The organism is Streptomyces sp. NPDC101776, assembly GCF_044766845.1.
In the GTDB taxonomy this organism is placed as follows: Bacteria; Actinomycetota; Actinomycetes; order Streptomycetales; family Streptomycetaceae; genus Streptomyces.
Genome location: NZ_JBIWMV010000004.1, coordinates 17,046 through 34,450 on the forward strand (window position 1 = coordinate 17,046; position 17,405 = coordinate 34,450).

14 protein-coding genes, 1 tRNA gene and 1 riboswitch are annotated in these 17,405 nt (G+C 70.6%); of the genes, 9 read left to right on the top strand and 6 right to left on the bottom strand.

Translation table 11 applies throughout. The features are described 5' to 3' along the window. The first annotated feature begins 29 nt into the window (after positions 1 to 29). The 3 genes from lhgO to ACIRRY_RS15195 all read left to right on the top strand — a co-directional run bounded on the left by lhgO (position 30) and on the right by ACIRRY_RS15195 (position 3,599). Entirely contained in the window at positions 30 to 1,310 is a 1,281-nt protein-coding gene (gene lhgO, locus ACIRRY_RS15185) for an L-2-hydroxyglutarate oxidase (RefSeq protein ID WP_403972319.1), read from the top strand. Positions 1,311 to 1,435: 125 nt separating this feature from the next. After that, on the top strand, positions 1,436 to 2,242 hold the full coding sequence (gene trmB / locus ACIRRY_RS15190; RefSeq protein WP_403972321.1) for a tRNA (guanosine(46)-N7)-methyltransferase TrmB: 807 nt from the start codon (positions 1,436 to 1,438) through the stop codon (positions 2,240 to 2,242). A gap of 49 nt (positions 2,243 to 2,291) precedes the next feature. Then, complete coding sequence (locus ACIRRY_RS15195) at positions 2,292 to 3,599, top strand: PrsW family intramembrane metalloprotease (RefSeq protein ID WP_403972323.1); 1,308 nt, start codon at positions 2,292 to 2,294, stop codon at positions 3,597 to 3,599. A 13-nt stretch (positions 3,600 to 3,612) separates the two neighbouring features. Here ACIRRY_RS15195 and ACIRRY_RS15200 read toward each other — a convergent pair whose 3' ends face one another. From ACIRRY_RS15200 to ACIRRY_RS15225, 6 genes are all read right to left on the bottom strand, one after another. After that, complete coding sequence (locus ACIRRY_RS15200; RefSeq protein WP_403972325.1) at positions 3,613 to 4,557, bottom strand: aldo/keto reductase; 945 nt, start codon at positions 4,555 to 4,557, stop codon at positions 3,613 to 3,615. A 47-nt stretch (positions 4,558 to 4,604) separates the two neighbouring features. Next, positions 4,605 to 5,612, bottom strand: a complete 1,008-nt coding sequence (locus ACIRRY_RS15205) for a M23 family metallopeptidase (RefSeq protein ID WP_403972327.1) — start codon at positions 5,610 to 5,612, stop codon at positions 4,605 to 4,607. Positions 5,613 to 5,623: 11 nt separating this feature from the next. Beyond that, a riboswitch (cyclic di-AMP (ydaO/yuaA leader) is annotated at positions 5,624 to 5,780 on the bottom strand. 233 nt (positions 5,781 to 6,013) lie between these two features. Beyond that, positions 6,014 to 7,162 carry a PP2C family protein-serine/threonine phosphatase gene (locus ACIRRY_RS15210; RefSeq protein WP_403972329.1) on the bottom strand — a complete coding sequence of 383 codons (1,149 nt, stop codon included), beginning with the start codon at positions 7,160 to 7,162 and terminating at the stop codon, positions 6,014 to 6,016. A gap of 153 nt (positions 7,163 to 7,315) precedes the next feature. Further along, positions 7,316 to 7,389: transfer RNA gene (locus ACIRRY_RS15215), tRNA-Met, on the bottom strand. 52 nt (positions 7,390 to 7,441) lie between these two features. Continuing rightward, the gene (locus tag ACIRRY_RS15220; protein ID WP_403972331.1) at positions 7,442 to 8,647 is read right to left on the bottom strand and encodes an alginate lyase family protein; all 1,206 of its coding nucleotides are present in this window, start codon (positions 8,645 to 8,647) and stop codon (positions 7,442 to 7,444) included. A gap of 102 nt (positions 8,648 to 8,749) precedes the next feature. Then, positions 8,750 to 9,880: a dihydrofolate reductase family protein gene (locus ACIRRY_RS15225; RefSeq protein WP_403972333.1), complete on the bottom strand. Its 1,131-nt coding sequence runs from the start codon at positions 9,878 to 9,880 to the stop codon at positions 8,750 to 8,752. A 101-nt stretch (positions 9,881 to 9,981) separates the two neighbouring features. On the opposite strand from ACIRRY_RS15225, the gene ACIRRY_RS15230 reads away from it, so the two are divergent. The 6 genes from ACIRRY_RS15230 (at position 9,982) to ACIRRY_RS15255 (ending at position 17,401) form a co-directional block, all read left to right on the top strand. Beyond that, positions 9,982 to 10,479 (top strand): MarR family winged helix-turn-helix transcriptional regulator, encoded by a 498-nt coding sequence (locus tag ACIRRY_RS15230; protein WP_403972335.1) that lies wholly within the window; start codon positions 9,982 to 9,984, stop codon positions 10,477 to 10,479. Between the two features lie 142 nt (positions 10,480 to 10,621). Next, positions 10,622 to 11,263 carry a GTP cyclohydrolase II gene (gene ribA, locus ACIRRY_RS15235; RefSeq protein WP_403972337.1) on the top strand — a complete coding sequence of 214 codons (642 nt, stop codon included), beginning with the start codon at positions 10,622 to 10,624 and terminating at the stop codon, positions 11,261 to 11,263. A gap of 170 nt (positions 11,264 to 11,433) precedes the next feature. Then, complete coding sequence (locus ACIRRY_RS15240) at positions 11,434 to 13,647, top strand: MMPL family transporter (protein WP_403972339.1); 2,214 nt, start codon at positions 11,434 to 11,436, stop codon at positions 13,645 to 13,647. Positions 13,648 to 13,827: 180 nt separating this feature from the next. Then, on the top strand, positions 13,828 to 14,778 hold the full coding sequence (locus tag ACIRRY_RS15245) for an SGNH/GDSL hydrolase family protein (protein ID WP_403972341.1): 951 nt from the start codon (positions 13,828 to 13,830) through the stop codon (positions 14,776 to 14,778). 147 nt (positions 14,779 to 14,925) lie between these two features. Continuing rightward, positions 14,926 to 16,602: a carboxylesterase/lipase family protein gene (locus tag ACIRRY_RS15250; protein ID WP_403972343.1), complete on the top strand. Its 1,677-nt coding sequence runs from the start codon at positions 14,926 to 14,928 to the stop codon at positions 16,600 to 16,602. A gap of 118 nt (positions 16,603 to 16,720) precedes the next feature. Continuing rightward, positions 16,721 to 17,401 (top strand): IMP cyclohydrolase, encoded by a 681-nt coding sequence (locus ACIRRY_RS15255; RefSeq protein WP_403972345.1) that lies wholly within the window; start codon positions 16,721 to 16,723, stop codon positions 17,399 to 17,401. Positions 17,402 to 17,405 lie beyond the last annotated feature (4 nt).

A 17,405-nucleotide genomic window follows, 5' to 3' on the forward strand; every position in this document is an offset into this window, starting at 1 on the left:
CGGGGTTTGAAGGCACTGTCAGTGGTGCAGTGCACTATCGGAGGCGGGAGGTGGTGCACGTGGTGGGGTACGACTGTGACGTGCTTGTGGTCGGGGGCGGGATTGTCGGGCTGTCGACCGCCTATGCGATCAGCCGGGCCGCGCCCGGCACCAGGGTCACCGTGCTGGAGAAGGAGGCGGGCCCGGCCCGTCACCAGACAGGGCGCAACAGCGGGGTGATCCACAGCGGGATCTACTACAAACCCGGGTCGCTCAAGGCGCGGTACGCGGTGCGCGGGGCGGCCGAGATGGTCAAGTTCTGTGCGGAGTACGGGGTTCCGCATGCCGTCACGGGCAAGCTGATCGTCGCCACGGAGCGGGCCGAACTGCCGCGCCTGCACGCGCTCGTGCAGCGCGGCCGGGAGAACAACATCCCCGTGCGGGAGCTGAGCGGCGGGCAGATCGCCGAGTACGAGCCGGAGGTGCGCGGCCTCGCGGCCATACAGGTCGCGACGACCGGCATCTGCGACTACACCGAGGTCGCCCGCCACCTGGCCGAGGCCTCCGGCTCGGAGATCCGCTACGGCGCGCGCGTCGCCCACATCGACCGGCGCCCGGAGCGCGGGGTCGCCGTCCGCACGGTGACCGCGACCGGCGGTGACATCGTCCGCGCCCGCGTGCTGGTCAACTGCGCCGGCCTGCACTGCGACCAGGTGGCCCGCCTCACCGGCGACGACCCGGAGATGCGGATCGTGCCGTTCCGCGGCGAGTACTACACCCTGACGCGACCCGAACTGGTCCGGGGCCTGGTCTATCCGGTGCCCGACCCGGCCTTCCCGTTCCTCGGCGTCCACCTCACCCGCGGCATCGACGGCAGCGTCCACCTCGGCCCCAACGCCGTACCCGCCCTGGCCCGCGAGGGCTACGACTGGGGCGTCGTAAGCCCCCGAGAGCTCGCGACGACGGCAGCCTGGCCCGGGGTGTGGCACATGGCCCGGCAGCACTGGCGGTACGGAGCGGGGGAGCTGCGCCGGTCGGTGTCCAAGAGCGCCTTTACGACAGCCGTACAGCGACTGCTCCCGGCGGTGACACCGGACGACCTCACGCCGTCGGCAGCCGGTGTACGCGCCCAGGCGGTCCTCCGGGACGGCACCCTGGTCGACGACTTCCTGATCAAGGAGGGCCCACGGACGGTCCACGTCCTCAACGCCCCGAGCCCAGCGGCAACAGCCTCCCTCCCGATCGGCAGAGAGGTGGCCAGACGGGCACTGGCTGTACTTGGCGAGGAGAAACGCCTCCCACTCAAAACTCCGGGCACCGCAACCCCCTAGGGGCGCGGGGCTGTGACATTTGCGGCTCCGCCGCGCGGGCGCGACCAGCCCCAACGCACCTGCACCCGCAAGACAACACAAGCCACGCGGACGACCAGGCGCACGCCCCGTAAAATCACCGCATTGTGTCTGACTCCCCCAACACCCCCGCCGCCCCCACCGAGCCCGCACAGCGAACCCGACCCAAGGGCGAACCCCGTTTCCCCGACGGGCCCCGCCCCGACCCCGCCGGCTCCCACTTCGAACGCCGAATCCGCAGCTTCCAGCCCCGCAGGAGCCGCGTCACGGCAGGCCAGGCCGACGCCCTGGAACGCCTGTGGCCCACGTGGGGACTCGACATCGACGGTCAACGCACCCTCGACCTCACCGAGCTGTTCGGGAACGACAACCCCGTCGTGCTGGAGATCGGCTTCGGCATGGGCGAGGCCACCGCGCAGATGGCGGCGGCCGCCCCCGCGACGAACATCCTCGCCGCCGACGTGCACACCCCGGGCCAGGGCAACCTCCTCGGCCTCGCCGAACACCACGGCCTGTCCAACATCCGCGTCGCCAACGGGGACGCCATCATCCTGCTCCGCGAGATGCTCACCCCGGACGCGCTCGACGGGCTGCGCGTCTACTTCCCGGACCCCTGGCCCAAGAAGCGGCACCACAAGCGGCGGCTGATCCAGGAGGAGTTCCTCTCCCTCACCGCGACCCGGCTCAAGCCGGGGGCCACCGTGCACTGCGCGACCGACTGGGAGCCGTACGCGGAGCAGATGCTCGAAGTCCTCGGCGCGCACCCGGACTTCGAGAACAGCCAACCCGACGGCGGTTTTGCGCCCCGTCCGGACTTCCGGCCGCTGACCCGTTTCGAGGGCCAGGGACTGGACAAGGGACATGTCGTGAACGATCTGCTGTTCCGTCGCGTACCCCACGACGACCAGCGCTGACGCCAGGCTCCATCGCGGGCCGTGCCCTTACCTCGTTAGGGTCGATGCCGTGGCCACGTTTTCGCCGTACCCCCCGCACCCCGGCCACCTCGCCGGTGGTGTGCCCGGGCACGGGCGGCGCGAGCGCTGGTGGCGGCGGAACTGGGTCCGGCACGGCGCGCTGATCACCCTGCTCACGCTCTCCGGTCTGGTCATCCTCGCGCTCGTGCGCCAACAGACCGGCACGGAAGGCTTCTTGGTGGGCCTCGGGCTCGCCGTACTGCCCGTGCCGCTGCTCGTCGCCGCGTTCCGCTGGCTGGACCGCGTCGACCCCGGCCCCTGGCGCAACCTGCTCTTCTCCTTCGCGTGGGGCGCCTGCGCCGCCGCGCTGATCGCGATCGTCGCCAACAGTTTCGCGACCCGATGGATAGCGACCACGACCGCCGACCCGACCAGCGCGGACACTCTCGGCGCGACCGTCATAGCCCCGATCGTCGAGGAATCGGCGAAGGCGGCAGCCGTGCTGCTCGTCTTTCTCTTCCGCAGACGGGACTTCACCGGGATCGTCGACGGAGTGGTGATAGCCGGGGTCACCGCCACCGGCTTCGCGTTCACCGAGAACATCCTCTACCTCGGCACCGCCTTCGGCACCGACCAGCTCACCGGCGACCGCGGCTTCGCCTCCGTCACCGCGGCGACCTTCTTCGTGCGCATCGTCATGTCCCCCTTCGCGCACCCCCTGTTCACCGTCCTCACCGGCATCGGCTTCGGCATCGCCGCGCTCTCCCCGGACCGCCACCACGTCCGGCGCGTCCTGGTCCCCCTGACCGGCCTGCTCCTCGCGATGGGCATGCACGCGATGTGGAACGGCTCCTCGACCTTCGGCCAGTACGGCTTCTTCGAGGTCTACGGCGTCTTCATGGTCCCCTCGTTCGGTCTGCTGACCTGGCTGGCGGTCTGGACCCGGCAGCGCGAACTGCGCACCGTACGCGAGGAGTTGCCCGTCTATGTCTACGCGGGCTGGCTGACCCCGGCCGAACCGTTCGTGCTCGGCTCGATGAAGGCACGGCGGCTGGCCCGCGAGTACGCCCGCCACCGCCTCGGCCGCCCGGCGGGCCGCTCGGTGGCCCAGTACGAGGCGTACGCGACCACCCTGGCGGTCCTGCGGCACCGGGCCGCGCGAGGCCGCACCGGCGCCGAATTCGTCGTACGGGAAAGGGAGTTGCTGCACGAGCTGTGGCTGCGCCGGGAGGTGGCGCGGCCGGCGCTGGACTACGCGGCGCGGCGGACGGCGCCTCCGGTGCCGGTGGTGGTGCCGCCGTGGCCGCCGGTGTACGGGTCGTACGGGACTTCCCTGTACAACCCGTACCGGTCCTGACGGCCCTCAGGTCTCAGGCAGAGGCGTCCGTCAGCTTCGCGATCTCCGCGTCCGTCAGCTCCAGTTCGGCCACGCCCAGCAGCGCGGGGAGCTGGTCGACCGTGCGGGCGGAGGCGATCGGGGCCGCGACCGTGGGCTGGGCGGCGAGCCAGGCGAGGGCGACCGTCGCCACGGGCGCCTCGTGGGCCTGGGCGACCTCGTCCAGGGCGCTCAACACCCGCCGGCCGCGCTCCGATTCGAGGTACTGCGCCGCGCGACCCGCCCGCGGGCTGTCCACGGTCGTACCGGGGCGGTACTTGCCGGTGAGGAAGCCGGCCGCCAGCGAGAAGTACGGCAGGGCGGAGAGGCCGCCGCGTTCGGCGACGTCCCGCAGCTCGCCCTCGTAGGTGTCGCGGGAGACCAGGTTGTAGTGGGGCTGGATCGCGACATAGCGCGCCAAGCCCTCGCGGTCGGAGAAGTCGAGGGACGCCTGAAGGCGCTCCGGGGAGATGTTGGAGGCGGCGATGTGCCGCACCTTGCCCGCCTTCACCAGCTCGTCGAGCGCGCCGACGATCTCCTCGACCGGCACCTCGACCTGGTCGAAGTGCGGGTAGTAGAGGTCGATGTAGTCGGTGCCCAGGCGGCTCAGCGAGGCGTCGGCCGCGGCCTTGATGTTGACGGCGGACAGGCCCGGGTACTCGGGGTGCTGGCTGACCTTGGTGGCGATGACGACGTCGGAGCGGTTGCCGCGGGCCTTGACCCACTTGCCGATGACGGTCTCGGACTCACCGCCCTTGTTGCCCTCGACCCACGCCGTGTACGAGTCGGCGGTGTCGACGAAGTTGCCGCCCGCGGCGGTGTAGGCGTCCAGCACGGCGAAGGAGGTCGCCTCGTCGGCGGTCCAGCCGAAGACGTTGCCGCCGAGGTTCAGCGGGAAGATCTCCAGATCGGAACGGCCCAGCTTGCGAAGAGAAGTCATGCTCTACGACAACAGCCGGGCCGGAACCGGATATTCCAACAGCCGGGTCAGGGGTTGAGGCCCTTGCTGCGCAGCCAGGGCGCCGGGTCGCTCGCGGTGGCCGCGCCGTTGATGTGGACCTCCAGGTGGAGGTGCGGCCCGGTCACGTTGCCGGTGGCGCCCACGCGGCCGATGACGTCGCCGGTGGCGACCTTCTGCCCGACGCTGACGTTGATCGAGGACTGGTGGCAGAACCACAGCTCGGTGCCGTCGTCGAGGGTGAGGATCGTGCGGTAGCCGTAGGAACCGGCCCAGCCCGCCTCGGTGACCGTGCCGCTGTGGATGGCCTTGATCAGCGTGCCGGTGGGCGCGGCGAAGTCGAGTCCGGTGTGGTAGCCGGAGGACCACATCGAGCCGGCCTGGCCGAAGGTGCCGGTGATCGTGTACGAGACGACCGGAAGCGTGTACTGCTTCGCCAGCGCGGCGAGCTTCACGGCCTCGGCCTTCTTCTTGGCGGCGGCCTCCGCGGCCTTCTTCGCGTCGGCGGCCTTCTTCGCGGCGTCCTTCTCGGCCTTGGCGGCAGCCGCGTCGACCTGCTTGGCGACGGCGGCCTCGGCGGCGGCCTTCGACTTGCCGTCGACCTGGAGCTGCTGGAGCTCGGCCTGCTCCATGATCCGGTTGCGCAGCAGCTCACCCGCGTCCGGGGCGCCCTTGGCGGCCTCGGTGGTGGTCACGCCGACGCTGCTGAGCGCGGTCGCGGAGCCCTTGGGGGTGCTGGAGGAGTCGTCCAGCAGATGGCCCACGGAGGGCAGGTCCGGAATGGAGATGGAGACCGGCGGCTTGCCGGTGTTGGCGCTGGCCATACCGCCGGCGCTGACGGCGGCTATGACACCGACGCCCAGGACGGTGGAGCTGCGGGCGAATCCTCCGCCACCACGCTGCTTGGCGACACGGTGCTTGCCGCGGTTGGGAAGGACGGACTCCGCGCTGGGATTCCACTCCTCCCAGGGGCCCTCGTCGGGGCGGTAACCGCCGTAGACGACAGGGGCTTCAGGGGCAGCCTGGTTGGACGCCACGTGGGCGTGCTCCTTTCCTTCCTTCTCGCCTACCGGGTTAGCTGACGGGTTCGGAGCAGGAAGGTCTCCTACGCGCGTCAACCTGCCGTGTTGCCACGGCTGTCGACGAGCGATTCACCCCAAGGGATGGTTCCCCGGTTCCCTTGCGGGATTCGGCGCGTGCGCGCGGAGCTGTCTCTTGTGACGGCTGGGACGACCGCGCTGCGTTATCGAACGTTAATAGACACAGGCATCCCTTTCCAAGCCGTTCCGCTTGATCATTAACCTTTCCTTGCTGGACGAACGGCCCACCACCGGCGAAAAACGGGCGAGTTGGCCAAGTCTCAGAATTCCCACAGGTATTGACGGGATGTCAGTTGTTATGCGGAGGGCGGTCGGCCGATCACCACCCGTGACAACGGTCATGGATGGCGTACGGCGATCATCGCCATGTCGTCCGTCATCCAGCCCCCGGAGTAGCGGCGCACCTCCTTGGCGAGGATGTCGAGCAGCGCCTCGGGGCTGCGGAAGGTCCGGCCGGCCAGCCGCTCGCCGGGGTCGTAGAAGACACCGCGGGCGTCGCGCGCCTCGGACAGCCCGTCGGTGTACACCAGCAGCGTGGCCCCGCCCGGGAACGCGAACTCCTCGGCGCGGTCCGGCCAGACCCCCAACTCGCCCATTCCCAGGGGCAGTGCGGGCTCCTTGACGAGCAACGTGCCCACGGTGCCGTCCTCGTGCAGGAGCAGCGGCGGCGGGTGCCCGCGGTCGACGATCCGTACGACGCCGTCGCCGTGCGGGAGTTCGGCGAGGACGGCCGTGGTGAACCCCTCGAACGCGTCGAGCCCGTCCCGCCGGGTGCCCTCGCGCGTCAGCGCCCGCTCCAGCCGCTCGGCGACCGCCTCCAGGGTGGCCTCCTGCTCGGCGGCCTCCCGGAACGCACCGATCACCACGGCCACGGCGGCGACCGCGCCCATGCCCTTGCCGCGCACGTCGCCGACGACCAGCCGCACGCCGTGCGGGGTGTCCTGCACCGCGTACAGGTCGCCGCCGATGAACGCGCCCTCCTGCGCCGCCTCGTATCGTGCCGCGATCGCGAACCCGCCGATCCGCTCGGCCGGTTCGGGCAGTACGGCCCGCTGGGCGGCCTCGGCGATCTCGCGCGCGGAGGCGAGCTGTTCGCTGCTGCGGCGGACCAGGAGGTTGATCAGGACCGCGAGGACGGCGACCGTCGCCACAGTGGCCGCCTCGGTGACCGCGTCCATGTGGAAGACGATGCCGAGCCTGAGGTGGACCACGAGACCGACGAGGAAGGCGGCCAGGCCGGTGAGCACGGTGCCGCGCCGCGAGTAGAGCGGGGCGGCGACGAGCGGGGCGGCGGTGAAGAACGGGGCCGCCGTGAAGTTCTGCGGGGTGAAGTAGTCGTAGCAGGCGCCGACGACCAGCAGCAGCGGGGGCAGGCGGCGGACGAAGGCGAGGGTGCGGGGGTTCGGGATCCGGCGTCCCTCGTCGAGGACGGGACCGAGGCCCGGGTCGGGCACGGGATCGCCGAGGAGGCGCCCACCGGCTCGCACGTACGGACCCTCCTCCACGCGTCCAGTTTTTCCCGGTGGCGGGAGGGCGGCGAGCGGGGCGGGCCAATCGGGGCGGGAGAAACACCAGGGAGGACAGCGGGCAGAAACACCAAGGGCCGGAATCCATTTCTGGATTCCGGCCCTTGGCCTTAGTAGCGGGGACAGGATTTGAACCTGCGACCTCTGGGTTATGAGCCCAGCGAGCTACCGAGCTGCTCCACCCCGCGCCGTTGTGATTGCAACTATACGCCATCCGCGGGGTCCGAAGTCACACGGGTTTCAGTCGGCGGTGTTCCCGGCGTGCGTGAGGGTCTCCCAGGAGACGAAGAGGTCGTCGCTGCCGGCCGGCCTGCTCTGCTCGGCGAGCTTGTGCGCGGCGGGCACCTTCTCGCCGAGCCGGCCCTCCAGGTGGTTGAGGGCGACCTCCAGGTCGGGCCCCATGTTCCGGTCGACCTTGCCGCCGCACAGCCAGGCGGGCGCGGGCTCGCCGAGCTGGTAGCGGGCGTGCAGGTCGAGGGCCGCCTTGAGCCGGTCCTTGACCCCGTCGTAGAGGTCGACGCCCTGGTGCCAGGCGGTCTCGGCGATGTGGGCGGAGGCCGCGAGCGAGTAGCCGACGTGCTTGAAGTTGCGGCAGGTCTCCTGGGCGACGCCGTCCTTGAAGGTGGTCTGCTTGAACCAGTACGTCGTCAGCTTCTGCGGGGTGGTGAGCTTCGACCCGACCGGGGCGAGCGGCACCTTGCCGTCCTTGGCCAGGTAGAAGTAAGCGGGCACGCGGTCGCGGAAGCGCTTGACGGCGGCGTCGAAGGCCTTGTGGTCGTCGAGGAAGACGGCGATGCCGATCGCCGCGTCGGTCATCGCGAGGTCCCAGTTGCCGTTGTAGTCGGGAAGGTTCTTGGTGACTTCCGGCTCGTAGGCGGTACGCAGCATCGTCCCGAACCGCTCGACCCGGTCAGCCGGCCACCCGGCACCCGGCGCGTACCGCACGATCTCCGCCGCCCGCGCCCAGGTCGAACCGGCCCACGCGGTCTGCAGCCCGGCGTCGTCGGAGGTGTGCTCCTTCATCTTCGCCGACCAGTCGTCCATGATCTCCCGCGCCTTGAGCGCGTGGTGCTGCTTCCCGGTGATGCTGAACAGCAGGGCCTGCGTGTACGCCGCGATCGCGTCCTCGCGCTCCTCGACGCACCCGTGCGCGGCCTTGCCGTTCCAGGGGCAGTCGACGTCCGCGACCGGCTTCGCCGTGTACTTGTACGACCCGTACTTGCTGTCCCGCATCCCGAAGTACGCCTTCAGCCAGGGCTGCTTCCCGGCGGCCACGTTCTGCCGTACGGCGTCCAACTGCCCCTTGCTGACCAGGACTCCGGGGTGCGTGAACGCCGCGTCGGCGGGCAGGGCCCGCGCCATGGTCCGGGTACCGGTGTCCGCCGCCCCGCACGAGGCGAGAAGCCCTACGACCACGGTCGCGCCCAGCACCGCGACTGCCCTCATGTCCTACCTCCGCCTTGTCCGCACCGGTTCAGTGCGAGCGTGACCCGGTGAGCGGTGGTGCGCAGGATCTGATGGGCCGGTCGTGCGTCCACAGGGTGTGGATCAACCGAGCAGATGCCCGTTCGGCGCCTTCGCCCGCTCCTCGTACTCCGGGAGTACGACCACGGAGACCCCCTGCGCGGCCAGCGCACCGCTCCCGTCCGCGTGAGCCACGAACGTGTCCGGCTCGCGCCAGGCGGTCACCACCCGGCGTACGCCCGCGTCGAGGATCAGGCGGGCGCAGGGCTTGGGGCGGGAGGCGCGGTGGGTGCAGGGTTCGAGGCTGGTGTAGACCGTGGCGGTGGGGAGGCGGGGGTCGGCCGGGTCGAGCTTGGCCAGGGCCGCCTCCTCCGCGTGGACCACCGGGTCGCCGGCCTCGCGGGAGTGGCCCCGGGCGAGTTCCGTGCCGTCCTCGGCCACCACCACCGCGCCGACGCTGAACGCCGTCTCCGAGGGCGGGCAGTCGGCGGCCAGGTCGCAGGCGAGGGCGAGCCAGTGGTGGTCGGCGGCGGCGGGGAGGTCGCCGGTGCCGGGGGCGGTGGGTGCGTAGCGGATGAGGACGACGTCCTCGATGGGGCGGGTTTCGAGGAGGCGGAGACGGCCTGCCTGGTACGTGCCCGGGCCGAAGAGGCGCGGGGCGTCCGGGGTGCCCACGAAGAGGGGGGACACGACGAGTTGGAGTTCGTCGGCCAGGCCCTGCTGGAGCAGTTGGGTGTGGATCGTGCCGCCGCCCTCGACCATCAGACGGTCAACTCCCCTTACAGCGTGCAGGTGTTCAAGAAGCCGCCGCCAGTCGAGTTCGGGGCCCAGGGCGAACACGTCTGCGGCGAGGCCGAGTTGACGGGCCCGCTCCGCGCCCTTGTCCGTCGTGAAGACGAGTTTGTCGCCTCCCGTGTGCCAGAAGTTGGCGCTCGGGTCAAGGTCGCCGGAGCCGCTGACCGTGACCTTGAGGGGGTATTCCGGCTTGCCCGCGGCGGTGCGGGCGGCTCGGCGGGCCGGGGAGTTGACGAGCAGGCGGGGGTTGTCCGCGCGGATGGTGCCGGCGCCGATGAGGATCGCGTCCACGGACGCCCGGACCTCGTCGACCCGGTCGAAGTCGGCCGGGCCGGAGAGGAGCAGCCGGTCGGGGCCGGTGTCGTCGAGGTAGCCGTCGAGGGAGACGGCGGCGGACAGCAGGACGTACGGGAAGGACATCGACGCGCTCTCTCTGGAGGCGGGCGGGGCTCGGTGGATCGGCGGAGCTTGGTGGAACAGTGGGGCTTGGTTCAAGTTTGAAACAAACCTACACTGGGGGCATGACGACCCGCTGGCTCACCGCCGAGGAGCAGCGCGCCTGGCGCGCGTACATCGCCGCGACGCACCTCCTGGAGGACGCGATCGACCGGCAGCTCCAGCAGGAGGCCGGCATGCCCCACCTGTACTACTCCATCCTCGCCAACCTCTCCGACGTACCGGACCGGCGGCTGCGGATGACCGACCTCGCCGAGAAGTCGAAGATCACCCGGAGCCGGCTGACGTACGCCGTGACCCGGCTGGAGAAGGACGGTCTCGTACGGCGTGAGGGGTGCCCGTCGGACAAGCGGGGCAGCACCGCGATCCTGACCGACGCGGGGATGGACGTCCTGGAGCGTACGGCGCCGGGCCATGTCGAGACCGTCCGCGCGGCGATCTTCGACCATCTCACCCCGGAGCAGGTGGGCCAGCTGGAGGAGATCAGCACCCGGATCGGGCGGGCGCTGGAGACACCGGAGGACGTTCCGTGGCGCCGCCGCTCCACACCTTCGTGTTCGTAGGCCGGCTTCGCGTCCCCTCTTCGTGACCCGTCCCACAAAGCTGTTGCTTCAAATTTCAAGCATGAGGTAGTGTCCGTGATCGTGGATGTGCTTCAAAACTGAAGCACATCCCGATATCTGCCGCCTGACCACGGAGACCCGCATGCCCGACTTCCCCGCCGCCACCCCGCGTGCCCGCGTCCGGGTACCGCTGCGCTTCCAGGACGGCTACGGCGTCGACGCCGAACTCGTCACCTTCCACGGCCTGACCGACGGCCAGGAACATCTCGCGGTCGTCCTCGGCGACCCCGCCCCCGGCACCACCCCGCTGGTCCGGCTGCACTCCGAGTGCCTGACCGGCGATGTCTTCGGGTCGGCCCGCTGCGACTGCGGACCCCAGTTGCGCGAGGCCGTCGAGCGCATAGCCGAGCGCGGCGGTGTCCTGCTCTATCTGCGCCAGGAGGGCCGGGGCATCGGCCTCTACAACAAGCTCGACGCGTACGCCCTCCAGGACCAGGGCCTCGACACCTACGCCGCGAACACCGCGCTGGGCCTGCCCGAGGACGCCCGTGACTACACGGCCGCCGCGCAGATGCTCACCGCCCTCGGGATCACGTCCCTGGACCTGCTCTCCAACAACCCTGACAAAGCGGACCAGTTGCGCGGTCTCGGCATCGACGTGCACGACCGGGTGCCGACCGGTGTGTTCACCACCCCGCACAACGTCCGCTATCTACGCGCGAAGGTCCTCCAGACCCACCACACGCTCCCGCTGGGCCAGTTGACAGAGCTGAACGTGGGCTGAACGTGGGCTGAACAGGGGCCGGGCCGGGCGGCCATGGTGTAGCGGGCTACACCATCCATTCGGGAGAGCACTCCCTCGTGCCGGAGAGCGGCCGGCGGAAGGCTTGAGACCACGATCACGCACTTGATCCGGATCTCGACCGACCGCCGACGTGGAGGCCTTCCCCAGCCATGGCTACTCTCCTTTATCACTTGGGCCGCGTGGCCTTCCGGTGGCGCTGGTTCGTCACCTTCCTGTGGGTGGCGGTCCTCGGCGCCGTCGGATTCGCCGCCACCAAGGCCCCCGCCGCCCCGGACGACGGCTTCACGATGCCCGGCATCGAGTCGCAGAAGGCCTTCGACCTGCTGGAGCAGCGCTTCCCCGGCACGGCGGCGGACGGCGCGAGCGCCCGGATCGTCTTCGTCGCCCCGAACGGCGAGAAGGTCACCGCGACCGAGAACAGGGCGGCGATCGAGAAGCTGGTGACGGAGGCGGCCGACGGTTCCCAAGTCGCCTCCACCGTCGACCCGTTCACCGCGAAGGCGGTGAGCACGAACGCGACGACGGCGTACTCCACCGTCACCTTCAAGGTGAAGGCCGACGACCTCACCGACACCGCCAAGACCCATCTGGAACGGGCCATCGACACGGCCAGGGACGCGGGTCTGACCGTCGAGGTCGGGGGTGACGCGCTCGCCACCCAGCCCGCCGCCGGCGGCAGCGCCGAGGCGATCGGCATCGCGATAGCGGCCCTGGTCCTCCTGATCACCTTCGGTTCGCTGGCCGCCGCCGGTCTGCCGCTGCTCACCGCGATCCTCGGTGTCGGCATCAGCATGTCCGCGATCCTCGCCCTGGGCAGCGCCTTCGGCCTCTCCGAGACCACCGGCACCCTCGCCACGATGCTCGGCCTCGCCTGCGGTATCGACTACGCGCTCTTCGTCGTATCGCGCTACCGCGAGGAACGGGCGAAGGGCCACGCACCGAGGGAGGCGGCCGGACTCGCGGCCGGTACGGCTGGTTCGGCGGTGGTGTTCGCCGGGCTGACCGTGGTCATCGCCCTGGCCGGTCTGTCCGTGGTCGGCATCCCGATGCTGACCAAGATGGGCCTGGCGGCGGCCGGCGCGGTCCTCCTGTCGGTCCTGATCTCTCTCACCCTCGTCCCGGCGCTCCTCGGCTTCTGGCCGAACAAGGTCCTGTCGCGAGGGGTCCGCAAGGGCACCCGGCGCGGGAAGCGGAGCACGGAGAACAACGGCGGCAGCCGCTGGGCCCGGCTCGTCGTCCGCCGCCCGATCCCCGTCCTGTTGCTCGGCGTCGTCGGCCTCGGCGCGATGGCCCTCCCCGCCCTGAACCTCCAGCTCGGCATGCCGGGCGACGAGGCCAAGTCCACCTCCACCACCGAACGCCGCGCCTACGACGACCTCGCGAAGGGCTTCGGCCCCGGCTTCAACGGCCCCCTGACCATCGTCGTGGACGCCAAGGGAGCCACCGACGCGAAGAGCGCCGTAGCGACGGTCTCGAAAGAGATCGCGGCCACCGACGGAGTGGTCTCCGTCTCACCGGCCCGCTTCAACTCGGCAGGCGACACCGCGGTGTTCTCCGCGACCCCGTCCACCAGCCCCACCGACGAGAAGACCAAGCAGCTCGTCCAGACGATCCGCGACGAACGCTCGGGCATCGAGTCGAAGTCCTCCGGCGCGAGCTTCGAGGTCACTGGCACCACCGCGCTGAACATCGACGTGGCACAGAAGGTCCAGGACGCGCTGATCCCGTATCTGGCCCTGGTGGTGGGCCTGGCGATCGTCCTGCTGCTCCTCGTCTTCCGCTCGCTCCTGGTCCCGCTGAAGGCGGCCCTCGGCTTTCTGCTCTCGGTCCTCGCGGCGCTCGGCGCGGTGGTCGCGGTCTTCCAACAAGGCCACGGGGCCTCGCTGTTGGGCGTGGACCAGACCGGCCCGATCATGAGCCTGATGCCGATCTTCCTGGTGGGCATCGTCTTCGGACTGGCCATGGACTACGAGGTGTTCCTGGTCTCCCGGATGCGCGAGGCGTACGTCCACGGGGACGGGCCCGGTCAGGCGATCGTCTCCGGGTTCCGGCACAGCGCCCGGGTGGTCGTGGCCGCCGCGCTGATCATGATGGCGGTGTTCTCGGGCTTTATCGGCGCGGGCGCATCGATGATCAAGATGATCGGCTTCGGGCTGGCCATCGCGGTCCTGTTCGACGCGTTCGTGGTCCGGATGGCGATCGTGCCGGCCGTCCTCTCCCTGCTCGGCAACAAGGCCTGGTACCTGCCCCGTTGGCTCGACCGTGTCCTCCCCCGCATGGACGTCGAGGGCGAGGCCCTGAGCCGCAAGGTCCCGGCACCGGTGACCGACCCGCCGACCGTCCACCTCACCCCGGTCCCCTAGGGACCCAACAGACCGGGGCCGCCGAGAGCGGAGGCGGCCTCGCGGTGCCGGATCTCGTGGGGACGGGGACCGGCACAAGTCCCGGGCCCGGCGACGGGGCACTCCCCCCGCCCGTCGCCGGGCCCGCGGACGTCCACACCCCACCAAGCCACCGACTCGCCCACCAGAGAGGGCACTTCGATGAAAACCTCCATGCAGGCCGGGGTGGCCGGGCTCCTCGCCTGCGGCACGCTGCTCACCGTGGTCCTGGTCACCCGGGACGGCGACGCCGACCACACCGGTGTCACCTACTCCTCCTCCGCCCCGTCGAAGGGCCCGTACGTGGCACTCGGCGACTCCTACACCGCCGGCCCCGGCATCACCGATCCGACCGGCACCCCGGCCGGCTGCGACCGCTCCGCCGGCAACTACCCGTCGCTGGTGGCCGCCGAACTCGGCCTGAAGGCAAGCGACTTCCGCGACATGAGCTGCAGCGGCGCGACGACCACGGACCTCACGACAACCCAGCACACCGACAGCGGCACCAACCCACCCCAACTCAGGGCGATTTCGTCCACGACTCGCCTGATCACCCTCGGCATCGGCGGCAACGACATCGGCTTCAGCTCGATGATCAAACGGTGCGTCGCGATGGGCGCGCTGTACGAAATGACAGGCAGCGGCAAGTACTTCACCGAGGACGCGCCCTGCGAGCGCAACTACGTCAAGGGCGACTCCGACGCGGTGGCCAAGAAGATCACCACGGCGGGCGCCCGCCTCACCCGGGTCCTGAACGAGGTCAGGCGCCGCGCCCCCGAAGCCCGGATCTACGTCGTCTCGTACCCGGCGATCCTGCCGGCCGACAGCGCCGACTGCGGCCGGGACATGTCCCTCGCACCCGGCGACGTGACCTTCCTCCGCGAGAAGGAGCAGCAGCTCAACACCATGCTCCGGCAACGGAGTTCGGAGGCTGGGGCAGCCTACGTCGACACGTACGCCCCGTCCGCCGCCCACAACGCCTGCACGGCGAAGACCACCCGCTGGATAGAGCCGCTGGCCCCGGACAGCCCGGCGGCGCCGGTGCATCCGAACGCTCGGGGGGAGCGGGGGATGGCGGACGCGGTGCTGCACGCCATCAGGTCGGCGCTGTAGAGGGTGCCACCCGGTGTCAACCCACGGCCCTGCAACCTAAGTTGCACCCGTGGACACTGTGAGTAACGAAAACGCTCTGGTCCCTCCCCGCGCCCCGGCCCAGCATGAGGCGACGACTCGTCCTCAAGCGATCGATCGGGAGCCCCAGTGAACCCCTCCCCCTCTCCCCATGGTGTCGGCCGCCGCGCCTTCCTCGGCCGCACCGCAGGCGTCACGGCCGGCACGACGCTCCTCGGCACCCTGCCCCAGACCCCCGCATCAGCCACCCCCACCACCTCGCACACACCGATCAGAACCCGGTCCGGCCTGGTCACGGGCGCCCCCGCGGCCCTCCCCGGCGTCACCGTCTACAAGGGCATCCCCTACGCCGCCTCCACAGCGGGCGAGAACCGCTGGCGAGCCCCCCGACCAGCACCGTCCTGGCAGGGCATCCGCAGGGCCGACACCTGGGGCGCCGCCTGCCCCCAGCCGGTCACGGGCATCGCCGCCGACAAGATCCCCCCACTGAGCGAGGACTGCCTGAACCTCAACATCTGGACAGGCGCGGGAAGTTCACCGTCCTCCCGGGACCTCCGCCCGGTCTTCGTCTGGATCTACGGCGGCCGCAACAGCGCCATGTGGGCCTCGCAGCCGGTGTACGACGGGGCGAACCTGGCGGCCAAGGGCGCGGTCGTGGTGACGTACAACCACCGGGTGGGCGCTTTCGGCAACCTCGCGCATCCGGCGCTGAGTTCGGAGGGCGGGCACGGCGGTTCCGGCAACTGGGGTGTGCTGGACACGGTGGCCGCGCTGCGGTGGATCCGCCACAACATCGCCGCGTTCGGGGGTGATCCGGAGCGGGTGACACTGGCGGGCTGGTCGCACGGCTCGTCGTTCGTGAACATCCTGATGATCTCGAAGCTCGCGCGCGGCCTGTTCCACCGCGCGCTACTCTCGGCAGGCGTGCAGTACACGAAGGACCCGGCACTGGGGCATGTGGCGGGCGGCTACGCGCAGTTGGCGGAGGCGAACGGCACGGCATTCGCGACGTACATGGGCGCGACCTCACTGCCGGAGCTGCGCGCCCTGCCGGCCGACGAGATCGTGACGAAGGTGTACGCGCAGGGCGCCCCGGCGGCGGGCACGAGCTTCGGCAACGTACTGGACGGCCATGTCCTGCCGCGGACCTACACGGCCGCGATGAAGTCCCGCACCGAGTACGACATCCCGGTCCTCACCGGCAACAACAAGGACGAGAACGGCGCCTCCCCGACGCTGACGATGACGGTCGCGGCGTACGAGACATACGCGGCGACGACGTTCGGGGACCAGGCGGCCGACTTCCTCGCCCTCTACCCCGCGACGACGGACGCGGAGGCGGCCGCCCAGTACAACAACTACGCCCGCGACGAGGAACGCGTCTCCACCTTCCTCTGGGGCACCCAGTTCAGAACCACGGCCGCCAACCGCAGCCCCGTCCACGCCTACTGGTGGACCCACGTCCCCCCGGGCCAGGACACCACCAACCCGATCGAACCGGCGAACGGCGCCGGCGCGTACCACGGCGCCGAGAAGTACTACTTCTTCGGCAACCTCTACGGCACGGACCGCCCGTGGACAGCAGCGGACCACACGATCGCCGACCGCACGTCGTCGTACGTCACGAACTTCGCCGCCACGGGAAACCCGAACGGGCCGGGCCTCCCGACGTGGCCGGCCCTGCGCACATCGAAGCCGGAGTCGATGGAACTGGGCGACCACTTCGCTCCGCTGGCGGCGGCGGACAGTGCGGGCAAGTATGCGTTTTTGAAGGGGTATTTGGAGGGGCGGGGGACGGAGTACTGAGGCCGCGCGTCTCCGGCTCCGTCAGGAGGTGAGGGGTCCGTCGAGCACGATCTGCCCGACCTGCTGGTCGCGGTTCGTGCCGATGGATCGTTCTCGGCCGGACCTGCATGCTGACGCCATGGACTCACTGAACGACGCGCTGACCGCCAACCCCTACCCCGGCCGCGGGGTGCTGTGGTGCAGAACCGGCGACGGCTCCACGCTCGGCGCCTACTTCCTCACCGGCCGAAGCCCCGCGTCCCAGGCCCGCACCCTGCACCGCACCCCTGCCGGCGAACTGATCGTCGCCCCCTCCGACACCCGGGACCACGACCGCCTCCGGCACTACGTCGCCGCTCGCCAGAGCCAGGACCGGCTGGTCTTCGGCAACGGCGAACAGGTCTCCACCGTGGCCGGCCGACTCGCCTCGGGGCAGCCCCCGGCTCTCGCCCTGGACGGCCTGGACTACGAACCCGACCCACCGATCTTCACTCCCCGCCTGACCGTGATCACGGACAACCACGAGACGGGCCGGGCCTGGTTCGGCGCCGCGCGGCGCAGCAGCGGGAAGCGCACGGCCGCCGACCGACTCACCCTGCACATCGGCGACCCGGCACCCGGCGACGGCGTCCTCATGACGACTTACCGCTCCGACGGGCAACAGATCGCCACCGGCGCCCCGTTCACGGAGATCCACATCGGCGCCCACACCCCCGGCGACCTCATGGAAGAGCTGTGGTCGGCGCTACCGGCCCAACTCCGCATCGCCGCCGCCGTCTTCGCACCCGGAGGGCTCACGGCCGCGGACATCCGAAGCTGAGGGA